The sequence below is a fragment of the Klebsiella sp. GL120222-02 genome, assembly GCF_003097195.1.
Classification (GTDB): Bacteria; Pseudomonadota; Gammaproteobacteria; order Enterobacterales; family Enterobacteriaceae; genus Klebsiella; species Klebsiella variicola.
Window position 1 is genome coordinate 136404 of sequence record NZ_QEQO01000002.1, and the last position, 17346, is coordinate 153749.

Below are 17346 nucleotides of genomic sequence, written 5' to 3' on the forward strand. Positions count from 1 at the left end.
CCATCAGGTCAGCGATCGTTCGTTTGCCGCCGGCATGATGATGCATACAAAGAAAAAGAGGGTCCCGCGCAAGTGGCGGGACACGACTACATTACAGACCTTTAATATTTTCAGCTTCTAATTCGTTGAAATATTTCAGGGTTTTCACTTTCAGCTCCATGGTGGACGGCTCGTCGCAGACAATCACCGCCTTCGGATGCAGCTGCAGGCAGGTAATGGTCCACATATGGTTGACGTTACCTTCTACCGCCGCCTGCAGCGCCAGCGCTTTCTGATGACCCAGCACCAGAATCATCACTTCTTCTGCATCCAGCAGGGTGCCTACGCCCACGGTCAACGCGTATTTCGGCACCAGATCCACATCACCATCGAAGAAGCGGGAGTTCGCCACACGGGTGTCATGGGTCAGGGTCTTAATACGGGTGCGGGACGCCAGAGAAGAGGCCGGTTCGTTGAACGCGATGTGACCATCGTTGCCTACACCGCCCATGAACAGGTGGATTTTACCGTAGGAACGAATTTTTTCTTCATAGCGACGGCATTCCGCATCGATGTCCGGCGCGTTACCATTCAGCAGGTTGATATTTTCTGCCGGAATATCAACGTGGTCAAAGAAATTACGGTGCATGAAGCTATGATAGCTTTCCGGATGCTCTTTTGGCAGGCCGACATATTCATCCATATTAAAGGTGACGACGTGTTTGAAGCTAACCTGGCCTGCTTTATGCATTTCAACCAGCGCTTTGTAGGCGGTCAGCGGAGTGCCACCGGTAGGCAGACCCAGCACGAACGGGCGGTCCGCGGTCGGTTTGAATGCATTAATACGGTTAACGATGTGGCGGGCAGCCCATTTACCGACCTGCTCAGCGGTTACCAGGGGGATCAGTCTCATTCTTCACCTCTATAGTTAAAGTAGATTCTGGCGGATTGGCGCCAGCACTCTGAGGAGAGTATTGCAGCAACTGCGCCGACCGGGGTCAATCCGTGTTGATTTTTTGAATGATAAAATAAGTTTTCGATGTTAGCCAGTGAAAGGGAGGAGGGAATACGATATTTGGTGATAATTATCACAAAAAATACCCGTTTAATTTGCGATACGAATTAATTTTTCACACACTTTGCCGGTAAGTGATAAAACCGACCTTGTTACACAATAAAAAAGTGGCTTTGAAAATGAGCCTCATCGGGGTCTCATAGGGGGAATAAGATGAATATTTTAGGTTTCTTTCAGCGACTGGGTAGGGCGTTGCAGCTCCCTATCGCAGTGCTGCCGGTCGCGGCATTGCTGCTGCGTTTCGGGCAACCAGACCTGTTGAATGTACCCTTCATCGCGCAAGCGGGTGGGGCGATCTTCGATAATCTGGCGCTGATCTTCGCAATTGGTGTGGCATCAAGCTGGTCCAAGGATAACGCGGGTTCTGCGGCGCTGGCCGGCGCAGTAGGGTATTTCGTGATGACCAAAGCGATGGTCACCATCAACCCGGAAATTAACATGGGCGTGCTGGCCGGTATCATTACCGGTCTGGTGGCAGGGGCGGTGTACAACCGCTGGGCCGGCATCAAGCTGCCGGACTTCCTGAGTTTCTTCGGCGGCAAACGCTTCGTGCCGATCGCCACCGGCTTCTTCTGTCTGATCCTCGCCGCGATCTTCGGCTACGTCTGGCCGCCGGTGCAGCACGCTATCCACTCTGGTGGCGAATGGATCGTCTCCGCAGGGGCGCTCGGTTCCGGTATCTTTGGTTTCATCAACCGTCTGCTGATCCCAACCGGTCTGCATCAGGTGCTGAACACCATCGCCTGGTTCCAGATTGGTGAGTTCACTAACGCTGCTGGCGCTGTGTTCCACGGCGACATCAACCGCTTCTACGCCGGCGACGGCACCGCGGGGATGTTCATGTCCGGCTTCTTCCCGATCATGATGTTTGGTCTGCCGGGTGCGGCGCTGGCGATGTATCTGGCGGCGCCGAAAGCGCGTCGTCCGATGGTCGGCGGTATGCTGCTGTCCGTAGCCATCACCGCGTTCCTGACAGGGGTAACCGAGCCGCTGGAATTCCTGTTCATGTTCCTGGCTCCGCTGCTGTACCTCCTGCATGCAGTGCTGACCGGTATCAGCCTGTTCATCGCAACGGCGCTGGGTATCCATGCGGGCTTCTCCTTCTCCGCAGGTGCAATTGACTATGTGCTGATGTACAGCCTGCCTGCGGCCAGCAAAAACGTCTGGATGCTGCTGGTGATGGGCGTGGTGTTCTTCTTCGTCTACTTCCTGCTGTTCAGCGCGGTGATCCGCATGTTCAACCTGAAAACGCCGGGTCGTGAAGACAAAGCCGCTGACGTGGTAACGGAAGAAGCCAACAGCAACACTGAAGAGGGCCTGACCCAGCTGGCGACCAGCTATATCGCCGCGGTGGGCGGAACCGACAACCTGAAAGCCATTGACGCCTGTATCACCCGTCTGCGTCTGACCGTGGGCGATTCGGCGAAAGTGAACGACGCGGCCTGTAAACGTCTCGGCGCGTCCGGGGTGGTGAAACTGAATAAGCAAACCATCCAGGTTATCGTCGGTGCGAAAGCAGAATCTATCGGCGATGAGATGAAAAAAGTGGTTACCCGCGGCCCGGTAGCGGCAGCAGCAGCTGCACCGGCTGGCAATGTCGCCACCGCAGCGCCAGCGGCTAAACCGCAGGCGGTAGCGAATGCGAAGACCGTTGAGTCGCTGGTTTCGCCGATTACCGGTGACGTGGTGGCGCTCGAACAGGTGCCGGACGAAGCCTTCGCCAGCAAAGCCGTCGGCGACGGTATCGCGGTGAAACCGACCAGCAACATCGTTGTCGCGCCAGCGGCGGGTACTGTGGTGAAAATTTTCAACACTAACCACGCGTTCTGCCTCGAAACCAACAACGGCGCGGAAATCGTCGTCCACATGGGGATCGACACCGTGGCGCTGGAAGGCAAGGGCTTCAAACGTTTGGTTGAAGAGGGCACGGACGTGAAGGCCGGTGAGCCGATCCTGGAAATGGATCTGGACTTCCTCAACGCCAACGCGCGCTCAATGATTAGCCCGGTCGTCTGCAGCAATAGCGATGACTACAGCGCGCTGGTGATACTGGCGAGCGGTAAGGTCGTTGCCGGCCAGACGCCGCTGTATGAGATTAAAGGCAAGTAAGGCTCCTGAGTCGAGTTTATGCCTCAGCGGCGAAGGGAAACCTTCGCCGCTTTTTTTTCCAGCAATCGGCCCCATAATCCTCTTCTGATACCTATTTTACGTAACTAATAGTTGTCACTACGTCCTGCTTGTAAGATCATGTGCCGTTATACGTTGTTTACGCTTTGAGGAACCCGTGATGAGTGAGGCAGAAGCCCGCCCGACTAACTTTATCCGTCAGATCATTGATGAAGATCTGGCTACCGGTAAACATACCACCGTTCACACACGCTTCCCGCCGGAGCCGAACGGTTATCTGCACATTGGCCATGCGAAATCCATCTGCCTGAACTTCGGCATCGCGCAGGATTATCAGGGTCAATGCAACCTGCGTTTCGATGACACCAACCCGGTGAAAGAAGATATCGAATACGTGGAGTCGATTAAAAACGACGTGCAGTGGTTAGGTTTCCACTGGTCCGGGGACGTTTGCTACTCGTCTGATTACTTTGATCAGCTGCATCAGTATGCGGTTGAGCTGATCAACAAAGGTCTGGCCTATGTTGATGAACTCTCTCCAGATGAAATTCGCGAATACCGCGGCACCCTGAAAGCGCCGGGTAAAAACAGCCCGTATCGCGACCGCAGCGTGGAAGAAAACCTGGCGCTGTTTGAAAAAATGCGCAGCGGCGGCTTCGAAGAGGGTAAAGCCTGCCTGCGCGCGAAGATCGATATGGCATCGCCGTTCATCGTGATGCGCGATCCGGTGCTGTACCGCATTAAGTTCGCTGAGCATCATCAGACCGGCAACAAGTGGTGCATCTACCCGATGTATGACTTCACCCACTGCATCAGCGATGCGCTGGAAGGCATCACCCACTCGCTGTGTACCCTGGAGTTCCAGGACAACCGCCGCCTGTACGACTGGGTGCTGGACAACATCAGCATTCCGGTGCATCCACGTCAGTACGAATTCTCGCGCCTGAATCTCGAATACACCGTGATGTCCAAGCGTAAGCTGAACCAACTGGTGACCGAGAAGCACGTGGAAGGCTGGGACGATCCGCGTATGCCGACCATCTCTGGTCTGCGTCGCCGTGGCTACACCGCTGAATCCATCCGCGAGTTCTGCAAGCGCATCGGCGTGACCAAGCAGGACAACACCATCGAGATGGCATCGCTGGAGTCCTGCATTCGTGAAGATCTGAATGAAAACGCCCCGCGCGCGATGGCGGTGATCGATCCGGTGAAACTGGTTATCGAGAACTATCCGCAGGGCGAAAGCGAAATGGTGGCGATGCCGAACCATCCGAACAAGCCGGAAATGGGCAGTCGTGAAGTGCCGTTCAGCGCCGAAATCTGGATCGATCGCGCGGACTTCCGTGAAGAAGCCAACAAACAGTACAAGCGTCTGGTGCTGGGTAAAGAAGTGCGTCTGCGCAACGCCTACGTGATCAAAGCGGAACGCGTGGAGAAAGATGCCGAAGGCAATATCACCACTATTTTCTGCACCTACGATGCCGATACCCTGAGTAAAGATCCGGCCGACGGTCGCAAGGTCAAAGGCGTGATCCACTGGGTGAGTGCGGCGCATGCGCTGCCGGTGGAGATCCGTCTCTACGATCGCCTGTTCAGCGTACCAAACCCGGGGGCGGAGGAAGATTTCCTCGCGGTAATCAACCCGGATTCGCTGGTGATTAAGCAGGGATATGCGGAGCCGAGCCTGGCGCAGGCCGAAGCAGGCAAAGCTTACCAGTTTGAGCGTGAAGGTTACTTCTGCCTCGACAGTCGCTATGCAAACGCCTCCAGTCTGGTGTTCAACCGCACCGTCGGGCTGCGTGATACCTGGGCGAAAGTCGGCGAATAAATTTCCCTCCCGTAAAAGCGTCGCACCTTGCGGCGCTTTTTTTTGTTTCAGAATCAGCCAATTAAACTTTTCATTTTCGCGATGCGAATTAATCCTGTTACTGCGCGGTAATAAATAGCGCTTCTGATGTTTCCTGTCATATACAAAAAACCAATGTAATCGCTTTCAGTTCTTCTATTTTTCCCTGATTTTGCAATGACTTCCATGACAAAATTATCAGGGATAAGACTGTAACAAAAAGACATAAATTATGTGCGCTTTGTCATAATCTTAAGCTTTGCCTCACGAAAAACATTGATAATTCGCGTCACGAAAAATAGTCTATCTACAGTGGTTTCGCGGCCTTTTTCACCGCCCCACATTTTGCAGTTTTATTTATTTTTTTAGCGAATGACCGTTGGTCTTCGCCTTTTAAAACGTCAAAGAGGATATGCACATGCGTACGTTTAGTGGCAAACGTAGTACGCTGGCGCTGGCTATTGCCGCCGTCACCGCGATGTCGGGCTGGGTTGTGGTTCCGCAGGCCAGCGCAGCAGGCTTTATCGATGATTCAACCTTAACCGGCGGTATCTATTACTGGCAGCGTGAGCGTGACCGTAAAGATGTCACCGACGGCGACAAATATAAAACCAACCTTTCCCACTCCACCTGGAACGCTAACCTGGACTTCCAGTCCGGCTATGCTGCCGATATGTTTGGCCTTGATATTGCTGCATTTACCGCGATTGAAATGGCCGAGAACGGCGATAGCGGCCACCCGAACGAAATTGCCTTCTCATCGCGCAACAAAGCCTATGACGAAGACTACTCCGGCGATAAGAGCGGTATCAGCCTGTATAAAGCCGCCGCGAAATTCAAATACGGTCCGGCGTGGGCGCGCGCGGGCTATATCCAGCCAACCGGCCAGACTCTGCTGGCCCCGCACTGGAGCTTTATGCCAGGTACCTATCAGGGGGCGGAGGCCGGGGCTAACTTCGACTATGGCACGGCGGGCGCGTTAAGTTTTTCCTATATGTGGACGAACGAGTATAAAGCGCCATGGCATATCGAGATGGACGATTTCTATCAGAACGACAAGAAAACCAAAGTTGATTATCTCCACTCCGTCGGCGCCAAATATGATTTCAAAAACGACCTGGTGCTGGAGGCGGCATTTGGTCAGGCTCAGGGCTATATCGATCAGTACTTTGCTAAAGCCAGCTACAAGTTTGACGTCGCCGGCGCGCCGCTGAGCACCAGCTACCAGTTCTACGGCACCCGCGATAAGGTCAGCAACGGCGGGGTCAATGACATCTATGACGGCACCGCATGGCTGCAGGCGTTAACCTTCGGCTATAAAGTGGCGGATGTGCTGGATCTGCGTCTGGAAGGCACCTGGGTGAAGGCCGATGGCCAGCAGGGCTACTTCCTGCAGCGTATGACGCCGACCTATGCCTCTTCCAACGGTCGGCTCGATATCTGGTGGGATAACCGCTCCGACTTTAACGCCAACGGCGAAAAAGCGGTCTTCTTCGGCGCGATGTATGACATGAAAAACTGGGATATGCCTGGCTGGGCGTTTGGCGCGTCTTATGTCTACGCCTGGGATGCGAAGCCGGGAAGAATGTCCTCTCCGGATGCGTACTATGACCCTGACTATCGCCTGAAAGAATCGGCTTACAGCCTGGATGCGTTGTATACCGTGCAGGAAGGTCGGGCGAAGGGCACCCTGTTCAAACTGCACTTTACCCAGTACGACAACCATTCCGATATTCCGAGCTGGAGCGGCGGCTACGGCAACATCTTCCAGGATGAGCGCGACGTGAAGTTCATGGTTATCGCCCCATTCACTATTTTCTGATGCCTGCGCGGCGGGCGTGAGCCTGCCGCACCTCTGGGAGAACGACAATGAAAAAAATGCTGCTTATTGCCATGATGGCCTCGGGTCTGGTGGCCTGCGCCACGTCGCCGGCACCGAAAGAAGACACTAAACTCAAAGATGCCTATAGCGCCTGTATTAATACGGCGGAGGGGAATCCGGACAAGATTGAAGCCTGTCAGAGCGTACTGAATGTACTGAAAGAGGATAAACAGCACCAGCAATTTGCCAATCAGGAGAGCGTTCGCGTCCTGGATTACCAACAGTGTATTCAGGCCACCCGCACCGGCAACGATCAGGCGGTGAAAGCGCGCTGCGACCAGATCTGGAAGGAGATCCGCAGCAATAATACGACCCATTAAATCAGACGTTAGCGGCAAACGGGCGGAGCATACCTCCGCCCGTTTGTTTTTTTAGCGCTGACTCTCCGCCGGCTGATAGCCTCGGCTCAACCGCACGAACAGCAGCGCGGTGGCAATGAACCCGCACAGCGCGGCGCACATTAGCCACCAGCCCGGCGCGCTTTTATCGCCGGTGAGCTCGACCAGGGCGGTAGAGATAGCCGGCGTCAGGCCGCCGAAAATGGCAGTAGCGAGACTAAAGGCCAGAGAGAATCCCACAGTGCGGACGTACACCGGCATCACTTCGGTGAGCGCCGCCACCATCGCGCCGTTATACATGCCAAAGAAGAACGAGAACCACAGCAGGACCAGTGTCATACGGGTGAAATCGGGCGCGGCGGTGAGCCAGTGCATCACCGGCCAGGTGGTGAGCAGCGCCAGCAGGGTAATGCCCATCAGCACCGGACGACGACCGATCCGATCAGAGATCGCCCCGCCAATCGGTAACCAGATAAAGTTGGAGATGCCCACCAGCATGGTCACCAGCAGGCTGTCGCGAGCGCTGAGGTGCAGCACCGCTCTGCCGTAGGTCGGCGTATAGACGGTGATAAAATAAAAGGTGGTGGTGGTCATCGCCACCAGTAATGTCCCCGCGCTAATAATGCGCCAGTTCCTGACGATGGTGGTCAGGATCTCCTTGGTATCCGGGCGGTGTTTACGCTGCAGGAATTCCTCTGTTTCCTGCAGCGAGCGGCGCAGCACGAAAATCAGCGGAATAATCAGGCAGCCAATGAAGAAAGGGATGCGCCAGCCCCAGTCGGCGATCTCCTCATGCTCAAGCGTGGCGTTCAGCGCATAGCCAATCAACGCCGCCATGACGATAGCCACCTGCTGGCTGGCGGACTGCCAGCTGGTATAGAAGCCTTTATTGCCCGGCGTGGCGATTTCCGACAGATAGACCGACACCCCGCCAAGCTCGACGCCCGCGGAAAACCCCTGCAGCAAGCGGCCCACTAACACGAGGATCGGCGCCAGCACGCCGATGGTCTGATAGCCAGGTACCAGGGCGATGAGTAGCGTCCCGCAGCCCATGATCGCCAGGGTGACCATCAGCCCTTTGCGGCGCCCGATTCTGTCGATATAGGCGCCGAGGACCACCGCGCCGATGGGGCGCATCAGGAAGCCCGAACCAAACACCGCAAAGGTCAGCATCAGCGCTGCGAACTCGCTCTCCGCCGGAAAGAAGGTGCGGGCGATATAGGTGGCATAAAAGCCAAACAGGAAAAAGTCGAACTGTTCGAGAAAATTACCGCTGGTCACGCGGAGGATAGCGCCGACGGTGCCGGCGCGCGTGGATTGTTGCGTCATAGGGTGTGCTCTCCATTGTCTTTATCTTGTTTTTATAGAGGTAAGAGGGAGCGGATTAGTCGCCTGCGACTGCCGCCTGTTTTCCGCGCCGCTTCTCAATTGCCCACTTGAGTAGCGCCGCACAGCGATAAAATCCGTGGGCAAATTTTCCGTAGGGAAGGGTTAAGAACAGGGCCATTACCACCCCGAGGTGAACAGCGAGCAAAATACCCATCCATGAGGTATCCCGTCCCGCCAGCAGCGCCAGGCCGGTGAAGCTGGTCAGCAGCAGTAGCAGGATAAAGCCGCGGTCCATCGGTTTTTGTCGTGCATCGCCGTGCAACGGCGACCGGCGCAGGTTTAGCCACAGCAGGCCAGCCGGCCCCACCAGCAGGCCGATGCCGCCAAGGGTCCCCAGCAGCACCGGGACGCTGAAGAACGGGTAGGGAGCTTCCCGGTCGGCGAAATAGTGATAGCCCGTGGCCACCACGGTGGCGGCGAAGCAGAGCATAAAGCCGTAGAAGGTGAAGTGGTGGAAACGGCGGCGCATCAGCGTGAAGGCGTCATCGGCTTCGTTGCAGCCTTTGCCATGCCCGCCATCGAGATATTTCAGCGTCAACGCATCCTGTGAGGCCTTTGCGATATCAACCGCGTGCGGCTGGCCCGGGGAGATCTCGCGCCAGAAGCGGATCACCCCGGTCATCAGCAAGCCAAAGGCCAGCACGAAGACCGAGCCAAACATCCACGCCAGCAGGTTATGCGGGAATATCTGATAGAAATCGCCCGCCAGCGGCGGATGAAGCAGCGAGCCTTTGAGCCCCATCGCCAGCAGCAGAAAGAAAATCAGTCCGCCGACCAGCGCCAGTACGGTGGTCACACCAGCCCGGCGGTACAGGCTGCCAAAGGCGGCGGGCTGGGCGTAATGCTGATAAGTTTCCAGCCGAACTTCGGCCATCGCCTTCGGCACGTTAATCGCGAATTCGTGCGGCGGCGCGTACTGACAGGCGTGCAGGCAGGCGCCGCAGTTATGACACAGGTTAGCCAGATAGTTAATATCTGCTTTGCCAAAGGCCAGGCGCTGGGTCATCGCCGGGAATACGGCGCAAAACCCTTCGCAGTAGCGGCAGGCGTTACATACCTGCATCACCCTTTCCACTTCCGCCTCCGGCTCGGTGATGATCTGCGCCTCAATGATCAGCTTCTCAAGCGACTTCATGGTGTTTCTCCTGCTGTGCCGCCCGGGCGGCTTGCTGGCCGGCAATGCGGCCGAAGGTGGTGCCGATCGACATCCCGACGCCGGCGGTATAGCCTTTGCCCAGCACGTTGCCAGCCATCATTTCCCCGGCGACAAACAGGTTGCGGCTGGGTTTACCGGCGAAGTGGACGGCGGCGGTGTCGTCGACGTAGAGCCCGAGGTAGGTGAAGGTGATCCCCGGACGTAAGGCATAGCCGTAGTAAGGCGGCGTATCGATAGGCCGCGCCCAGTGGGTCTTTGGCGGCGTCAGGCCGGCGGTGGCGCAGTTATCCAGGCGGGTATGATCGAACTGGCCTGGCGCGCAGGCGGCATTATAGTCGGCGATGGTTTGCGTAAAGCGTTCGCTGTCCAGGCCGAGCTGGCGGGCCAGCTCGGGAAGGGTGTTGGCCTGAGCGCCGGGAAAGACGGGCGGCATAAAGTGGCCGATGGCTTTGCTGTCGATGATCGAGTAGCCGATTTGCCCGGGCTGGTGGGCGACCAGCCGGCCCCAGATGGCATAGCGTTTGGGCCAGAAATCTTCTCCTTCATCGTAAAAACGGTCGGCATCGCGGTTGACCACTACCCCCAGCGACACGCAGTCGACGCGGGTACAGATCCCGCCATCGTAGAGCGGCGCCCGGGCGTCAATGGCGACGCAGTGGGACTGCGAGGGATCGCCGATAATATCGGCCCCGGCGTCGATCATAAACTTGAGCAGCACTCCCTGGTTGAAGCGGGTGCCGCGGATGAGAAAGTTATCGGCGGGCCATTCACCGCGGTCATTTTGCCCCCAGGCCTCGCGCAGCCATTCGCGGTTGGATTCAAATCCGCCGGCGGCGAGGACGCAGCTTTTCGCAACAATCCGTTCCTCGCCCGCCAGCGCGGCGACAAATTCGCCGTTGCGCAGCTCGAGAGCCTGCACCGGCGTGTTGTAGCGGATCTGCACCCCCATCTGCTCCGCGCTGCGGTAATAGGCATTGACCAGCGCTTTGCCGCCGCCCATAAAAAAGGCGTTGGTGCGGGCTACGTGCAGGGCGCCGGAGAGCGGCGGCTGAAAGTTAACTCCGTGCTGGCGCATCCAGTCCCGGCATTGTGACGAGGTGCGGATCACCAGTCGGGCCAGCGCTTCGTTGGTATTCCCCTCGGTGACGCGCAGCAGATCCTGCCAGTACTCTTCTTCCGGGTAGCTGTCGACCAGCACGTCCTGCGGCGCATCGTGCATACAGCGCAGGTTACGCGTGTGCTGCGAGTTGCCGCCGCGCCACTCCCGCGGCGCCGCCTCCAGCAGCAGCACCGAGGCGCCAGCTTCCCGGGCGGTTAAGGCGGCGCATAGCGCGGCATTGCCGCCGCCAATCACCAGTACATCCACCATTATCGGCTCCCTTACAATTTAATTAATTGTTAAATTTGTAATGGGAATGTAGGTGGTAACAGCGGTGAGGCGCTATGGTGTAATGCTAAAGAGGGGTTTAGTGAGCGTAAAGGGTAGCACCCGGCCAGCGGTCAGACTCCACCAGCTGGCGCATGACTTTGCTGAGTATCACTCGAGCCGCAAGGCCTGCCGGAGTGAGTTCATCATCAGACAGACTGACCAGAAAGTTGGGGCGACTGAGTATCGGGTTGACGACGTCGATCACCCTCAGCGCCTGATGGTCGAGGTGGGAGATGGCGGCCCCGGGCTGCAGGGTGGCCCCCAGTCCGCTGCGCACGGCCTGCATCAGCAGGGCCAGACCGTCAATGTCCGCCACCACCTCAACGCTGAGATGATGCTGCTGGCAAACTGCCTCCAGCCTGCCGCGCAGGCCATGGCCCTGGCTTGGCATAATCAACGGCAGGGAGGTGAGCTGGTCAGGGGAGATGTGGTCCTCCTGCAGGGGGGCCAACAGCGCATGGGTGCCAATCAGGAACAGGCGTTCTTCCAGCACCGGTCTGGCGCTCCAGCGCAGGATCTTTTCCTGCTGGAAAACGATAGCTAAATCGAGCTGGCGGGTGTTGATCATCCGCTCCAGATTACCGGAGAGGCTTTCCACCAAATGCAGGCGCACGTCGGGATAGCTTTCGCGCATCGCATTGATGAACGGGACGCCGAGAACGGAGGCGGTGCTGGGGGCCATGCCGACGCTAACGTGGCCTGACAGGCGCGCCTCGCGGGCGGCGAGGATGGCATCATCGGCATGGCGCAGCGCCAGCTGTGCCTGCGAGTAGAAAGCGAGACCCGCGCTGGTGGGCGTGACCCCGCGGGAGGTCCGCTGCAGCAGGCGAATGGCCAGTTCGTTTTCCAGGCGTGCGATCTGCTGGCTGAGCGCCGAGACGCCGATATTAAGATCAAGCGCGGCGCGCCCCATGCTGCCGGTTTCAACAATGCGCACAAAATAGCGTAGCTGGCGAAGTTCCATATCAACTCTCCGGACAAAACGGGGACGCGGGAAGGTCACCTGTGGGACGAGAGCGGTAAGGGCAGCAGAGGCGCCCATAAAAAAGCCAACCGGCAGGTTGGCTTTTCAGTCTCAGCGAAGCGGGGAATTATTTTTCCACCGCGTCGTGGGCGTGTTCGTCCTCGCGGCAATCACCTTCCGCACAATGACCGTACAGATACAGACTGTGGTTGGTCAGGCGGATGCCGTGGCGGGAGGCAATTTCACGCTGGCGTAATTCGATCGAGTCATCGCTGAATTCGATCACTTTGCCGCAGTCGAGGCAAATCAGGTGATCGTGGTGATGCTGCTGGGTCAGTTCGAAAACGGATTTACCGCCTTCAAAATTATGACGAGTCACGATACCGGCATCATCAAACTGGTTGAGTACGCGGTAAACGGTCGCCAGACCGATCTCTTCGCCCATGTCGATCAGGCGTTTATATAAGTCTTCCGCACTGACATGATGGTTATCCGGTTCCTGCAGCACTTCAAGGATTTTCAGTCGAGGAAGTGTGACTTTCAGGCCAGCCTTCTTTAATGCGGTATTGTTGTCAGTCATGCGGAATCTGTCCTGTTGCTAAACGATCTACTTCCTTCAACGGAAGTCATACAGAAATTAACCCGACGTAATGCGTCTCATTATAGAACTGCCACTGGTAAATGAAAACTGCAAGCATCAGGCCTGGTTTGCTGTCAAAAACGAGGCACCAGCTACAAACTGCGTCACGTGCCTCGTAGAATCAGAGGACATTGTACAGATATGTGATTAAAAGTTAAAAACTTGTAGCTATTAGTTTGATTGCTTTTGTCTATTAATGCGACGCAACTCAATGATTGCGCCGCTTAATCATCAGGCGTTTTTGATTTCTTCGAGGTGCAGCTCTTCGGCAACCTGCTTCACCCATTTCTCAACGCGCTCGTTGGTCAGCTCCGGCTGGCGGTCTTCATCAATGGCGAGGCCGACGAAGTGGTCGTCATCCGCCAGGCCTTTGGAGGCCTCAAAATGATACCCGGCTGTCGGCCAGTGACCGACGATGGTCGCGCCGCGCGGCTCAATGATGTCGCGGATGGTGCCCAGCGCGTCGCAGAAGTATTCTGCGTAGTCTTCCTGGTCGCCACAGCCGAACAGCGCCACCAGTTTACCATTGAAGTCGATCTCTTCCAGCGTCGGGAAGAAGTCGTCCCAGTCACACTGCGCTTCGCCGTAGTACCAGGTCGGGATACCGAGCAGCAGAATGTCGTGGGCTTCCAGGTCTTCTTTGCTGCTTTTGGCAATGTCGTGAACATCAGCAACATCTTTACCAAGCTGCTTTTGAATCATTTTTGCAATATTTTCGGTGTTGCCGGTGTCGCTGCCAAAAAAGATGCCGATGATTGCCATGAGTAAAATAACCTCTTGAAACTTAAATGATGTGGTAGGGACGCGATGCCCATAGATAACGGCAATCATAGCAGAACAGGCAAGGGCGCGGAAACAGCAATCACGCCCGACTGCACACTCTGCTACACGAATGCGGATTTTTCGCGGAAAGTTAGACTTTTCCCTGGCTGTGCAGGGCGCGCAATTGTGTCATCAGCATCTCTTCAATGAGATCGCTGCGGCTCATATTACGCGCTTCCGCCAGTTCATTGAGCGCATCGACCGCGTCGGCGTTGAGTTTTAACTCGACGCGCTTCAGCCCGCGAACCTTATCGCGTTTCAGCTGGTTACGTTTGTTGATGCGCAGTTGTTCATCGCGCGACAGCGGATTGGTTTTCGGTCTTCCCGGGCGACGCTCGTTTGCGAACAAATCTAATGTCGTACGGTCCGTTTGTTCTTTTGCCATGATTCTGAGTGACTTCGGGGAAACAAGCTGCCGGGCTCTAGCCGGCGCAGATAGCGCGCCATCATACATCAGGCGAACGGCTGCGCCAACGACCGCGGGCATTCTGCGGCGCGGTCGGGCATATTTTAGCCAATCAGGCGGCGATGCTCGTCAGATAGCGGCGGATGGCGCGTAACACCGCCTCGGGTTTCTCGGCATGCACCCAGTGTCCGGCGCCAGCGATGACGTGCGCCCGGGCCTGCGGGAACTGCGCCAGCAGCGCGTCGCGGTAGGCGTCGGTCACATAGGGCGAGTTGCCGCCGGGAATAAACTGCGTCGGGTGCGGCCAGGCCGGAATGGTTTCCCAGCCGACGATATGCGGGTACTGGTCCCACAGCACCGGCACGTTAAAGCGCCATTCGCCGTCGACAAAAGATTTCAGCAGGAACTGAATCACGCCCTCTTCCCGCAGATGCTCACGCATCACCTGCGCCGCCTGCTGGCGGCTGCTGGCGGAGGATTCGCTGACGGCGCGGATAGCGGCGAAGATCTCATCATGGCGGCGCACATGATAATCCACCGGCGCGATATCGATCGCCACCAGTCCGCTGATGCGTTGCGGCGCCAGGGCGGTCAACGCCATCACCGCTTTCCCGCCCATCGAATGGCCGATAAAGGTGGCGCGCTCGATCTGGTGCGCGTCGAGCGTATCAAGCAGATCCTGCGCCATGGCGGGGTAGGTCATCTCTGGCGATCGCGGCGACAAACCGTGGTTGCGCATATCGACCTGCACAATATCGTGGTCGGCGATCAGGTCGCGGGCGAGGATGCCCAGGTTGTCCAGGCTGCCAAACAGACCGTGGACCAGCACGATCGGGGAGTGGTTGTGCGGATTCTGTGCAGATTGCGCTCGGCTATTTAATTTCATGGCAAAGTTCTTTTTTTCGCTCCGTCGGGTTAGGGTATTATGTTGGACATTCTGCCATCCGGCTGCAAGACCCAGAAGTTTTCTGAGTTTTACCGCCATCCTGGTTTGACGCTATCCGCGGTTGGGATTTGTACTTATAATCCCAACGATTTGTATTCAGAAAAGATATCGCACTGGATTAAGATGAAAACAATTGAAGTTGATGATGAACTCTATCGCTATATTGCCAGCCACACTCTGCATATCGGCGAGAGCGCATCCGACATTTTACGGCGCATGCTGAAATTTTCCGCCGTTTCCCAACCGGCTACACCGGTCAGCAAAGCCGCGCCGGCACTGGCGCCAGCGCCTGCCGTGGAGGTGAAACCCGCTAACCCGGCGAAAGATAAAGTCCGCGCCATGCGCGAGCTGTTGTTATCTGATGAATACGCCGAGCAGAAGCGCGCGGTGAACCGTTTCATGCTGGTGTTGACGACCCTCTATTCTCTGGACAATAAAGCATTTGCCGAGGCGACTGAGTCTCTGCATGGCCGCACGCGCGTCTACTTTGCAGAAGATGCGCGTACGCTGCTGAAAAGCGGTAATCAGACCAAACCAAAACAGGTTCCTGGTACACCGTGGTGGGTTATCACTAATACCAATACCGGCCGTAAATGCAGCATGATTGAGCACATCATGCAGTCGATGCAGTTCCCTGCGGAGCTGATTGAAAAGGTTTGCGGCACGATCTAGCTTTTTAACATTTGCACCAGAAGGATCAGGCAATGGCAATCGATAAACGTGCGGGGCAGCCTGCGCAACAGAGTGATTTGATTAACGTCGCCCAACTGACTGCTCAGTACTACGTGCTGAAGCCTGAAGTCGGTAATGCGGAGCATGCGGTAAAATTCGGCACCTCTGGCCATCGCGGTAGCGCGGCGCGCCACAACTTCAACGAACCGCATATCCTGGCCATCGCCCAGGCCATTGCGGAAGATCGTGCGAAGAACGGGATCACCGGTCCGTGCTATGTCGGCAAAGATACCCACGCTCTCTCCGAGCCGGCGTTTATTTCGGTGCTGGAAGTGTTAACCGCCAACGGCGTTGACGTGATCGTGCAGGAAAACAACGGCTTCACTCCGACGCCGGCGGTCTCCAATGCGATTCTGGTGCATAACAAAAAAGGCGGTCCGCTGGCAGACGGCATTGTGATCACCCCGTCACACAACCCGCCGGAAGATGGTGGTATCAAGTACAACCCGCCAAACGGCGGCCCGGCTGATACCAACGTCACCAAAGTGGTGGAGAACCGCGCCAACGAACTGCTGGCCGCCGGCCTGCAGGGCGTGAAACGCATTTCTCTGGACGCGGCGCTGGCTTCTGGTCACGTTAAAGAACAGGATCTGGTGCAGCCGTTCATTGAAGGGCTGGCGGACATCGTCGACATGGCGGCGATCCAGAAAGCGGGCCTGACGCTGGGCGTCGATCCGCTGGGCGGGTCCGGTATCGAATACTGGAAACGCATTGGCGAACACTACAAGCTCAATCTGACCATTGTGAACGATCAGGTTGACCAGACTTTCCGCTTTATGCACCTCGATAAAGACGGCGCCATCCGTATGGACTGCTCCTCAGAGTGTGCGATGGCGGGCCTGCTGGCGCTGCGCGATAAGTTCGATCTGGCGTTTGCTAACGATCCGGATTACGACCGCCACGGGATTGTCACCCCAGCCGGGCTGATGAACCCGAACCACTACCTGGCGGTAGCGATCAACTACCTGTTCCAGCATCGTCCGCAGTGGGGCAAAGAGGTGGCGGTGGGGAAAACGCTGGTCTCCTCCGCGATGATTGACCGGGTGGTGAACGATCTGGGCCGCAAGCTGGTGGAAGTGCCGGTGGGCTTTAAATGGTTTGTCGACGGCCTGTTCGACGGCAGCTTCGGTTTCGGCGGCGAAGAGAGCGCCGGGGCCTCCTTCCTGCGCTTTGACGGCACGCCATGGTCCACCGATAAAGACGGCATCATCATGTGCCTGCTGGCGGCGGAAATCACCGCGGTGACCGGGAAAAACCCACAGGAGCATTATAACGAACTGGCCGAACGCTTCGGTGCGCCGAGCTACAACCGTCTGCAGGCTTCCGCAACTTCCGCGCAGAAAGCGGCGCTGTCCAAGCTCTCTCCGGAAATGGTCAGCGCTGACACCCTGGCGGGCGATCCGATCACTGCCCGTCTGACCGCGGCGCCGGGCAACGGGGCGGCGATTGGCGGCCTGAAGGTGATGACCGACAACGGCTGGTTCGCGGCGCGTCCGTCAGGCACCGAAGACGCCTACAAGATCTACTGCGAAAGCTTCCTCGGCGAAGAGCATCGCAAGCTGATTGAAAAAGAAGCGGTAGAGATTGTCAGCGAAGTGCTGAAGAACGCGTAACC

At 56.9% G+C, this 17346-nt stretch carries 15 protein-coding genes and 1 pseudogene; 6 read left to right on the plus strand and 10 right to left on the minus strand.

All coding sequences use genetic code 11. The features are described from left to right. Positions 1-91 precede the first annotated feature (91 nt). The gene (gene nagB, locus N438_RS05895; RefSeq protein WP_012542446.1) at positions 92-892 is read right to left on the minus strand and encodes a glucosamine-6-phosphate deaminase; all 801 of its coding nucleotides are present in this window, start codon (positions 890-892) and stop codon (positions 92-94) included. A gap of 315 nt (positions 893-1207) precedes the next feature. Here nagB and nagE point away from each other — a divergent pair, with 315 nt between their 5' ends. Together nagE and glnS are read left to right on the plus strand one after the other, a co-directional pair. Continuing rightward, the gene (nagE, locus tag N438_RS05905; RefSeq protein WP_004147599.1) at positions 1208-3163 is read left to right on the plus strand and encodes a PTS N-acetyl glucosamine transporter subunit IIABC; all 1956 of its coding nucleotides are present in this window, start codon (positions 1208-1210) and stop codon (positions 3161-3163) included. Positions 3164-3341: 178 nt separating this feature from the next. Continuing rightward, positions 3342-5009 (plus strand): glutamine--tRNA ligase, encoded by a 1668-nt coding sequence (gene glnS / locus N438_RS05910; RefSeq protein WP_012542445.1) that lies wholly within the window; start codon positions 3342-3344, stop codon positions 5007-5009. A 53-nt stretch (positions 5010-5062) separates the two neighbouring features. Here glnS and N438_RS05915 read toward each other — a convergent pair. Further along, positions 5063-5371 (minus strand): annotated as a pseudogene (locus tag N438_RS05915) (methionine synthase). A 74-nt stretch (positions 5372-5445) separates the two neighbouring features. On the opposite strand from N438_RS05915, the gene chiP reads away from it, so the two are divergent. Beyond that, entirely contained in the window at positions 5446-6849 is a 1404-nt protein-coding gene (gene chiP, locus N438_RS05920) for a chitoporin (protein ID WP_008805658.1), read from the plus strand. A 47-nt stretch (positions 6850-6896) separates the two neighbouring features. Continuing rightward, positions 6897-7229, plus strand: a complete 333-nt coding sequence (gene chiQ / locus N438_RS05925; RefSeq protein ID WP_008805659.1) for a ChiQ/YbfN family lipoprotein — start codon at positions 6897-6899, stop codon at positions 7227-7229. Positions 7230-7280: 51 nt separating this feature from the next. Here the strand turns inward: chiQ and N438_RS05930 are convergent, their stop codons facing one another. The 8 genes from N438_RS05930 to ybfF form a co-directional block, all read right to left on the minus strand. Further along, positions 7281-8576, minus strand: a complete 1296-nt coding sequence (locus N438_RS05930; protein WP_023339796.1) for an MFS transporter — start codon at positions 8574-8576, stop codon at positions 7281-7283. Between the two features lie 55 nt (positions 8577-8631). Beyond that, positions 8632-9771, minus strand: coding sequence for a tricarballylate utilization 4Fe-4S protein TcuB (gene tcuB, locus N438_RS05935; protein WP_023322236.1), 1140 nt, complete (start codon positions 9769-9771; stop codon positions 8632-8634). Next, positions 9758-11161 (minus strand): FAD-dependent tricarballylate dehydrogenase TcuA, encoded by a 1404-nt coding sequence (tcuA, locus tag N438_RS05940; protein ID WP_008805662.1) that lies wholly within the window; start codon positions 11159-11161, stop codon positions 9758-9760. The genes tcuB and tcuA overlap by 14 nt, the downstream gene beginning before the upstream one ends. A 97-nt stretch (positions 11162-11258) precedes the next feature. Continuing rightward, the gene (gene tcuR / locus N438_RS05945; protein WP_008805663.1) at positions 11259-12185 is read right to left on the minus strand and encodes a tricarballylate utilization LysR family transcriptional regulator TcuR; all 927 of its coding nucleotides are present in this window, start codon (positions 12183-12185) and stop codon (positions 11259-11261) included. Between the two features lie 127 nt (positions 12186-12312). Next, positions 12313-12765, minus strand: a complete 453-nt coding sequence (gene fur, locus N438_RS05950) for a ferric iron uptake transcriptional regulator (protein WP_002894761.1) — start codon at positions 12763-12765, stop codon at positions 12313-12315. A 291-nt stretch (positions 12766-13056) separates the two neighbouring features. Further along, entirely contained in the window at positions 13057-13587 is a 531-nt protein-coding gene (gene fldA, locus N438_RS05955; protein ID WP_002894765.1) for a flavodoxin FldA, read from the minus strand. Positions 13588-13738: 151 nt separating this feature from the next. Beyond that, on the minus strand, positions 13739-14032 hold the full coding sequence (gene ybfE, locus N438_RS05960; protein WP_012542441.1) for a LexA regulated protein: 294 nt from the start codon (positions 14030-14032) through the stop codon (positions 13739-13741). 133 nt (positions 14033-14165) lie between these two features. Continuing rightward, a complete protein-coding gene (gene ybfF, locus N438_RS05965) occupies positions 14166-14939 on the minus strand; it encodes an esterase (RefSeq protein ID WP_023297230.1) in 774 nt (257 codons plus the stop codon). Between the two features lie 183 nt (positions 14940-15122). Here ybfF and seqA point away from each other — a divergent pair, with 183 nt between their 5' ends. Both seqA and pgm read left to right on the plus strand, forming a co-directional pair. Continuing rightward, entirely contained in the window at positions 15123-15671 is a 549-nt protein-coding gene (seqA, locus tag N438_RS05970) for a replication initiation negative regulator SeqA (RefSeq protein ID WP_012542439.1), read from the plus strand. Positions 15672-15703: 32 nt separating this feature from the next. Continuing rightward, positions 15704-17344 carry a phosphoglucomutase (alpha-D-glucose-1,6-bisphosphate-dependent) gene (gene pgm, locus N438_RS05975; RefSeq protein ID WP_002894773.1) on the plus strand — a complete coding sequence of 547 codons (1641 nt, stop codon included), beginning with the start codon at positions 15704-15706 and terminating at the stop codon, positions 17342-17344. Positions 17345-17346 lie beyond the last annotated feature (2 nt).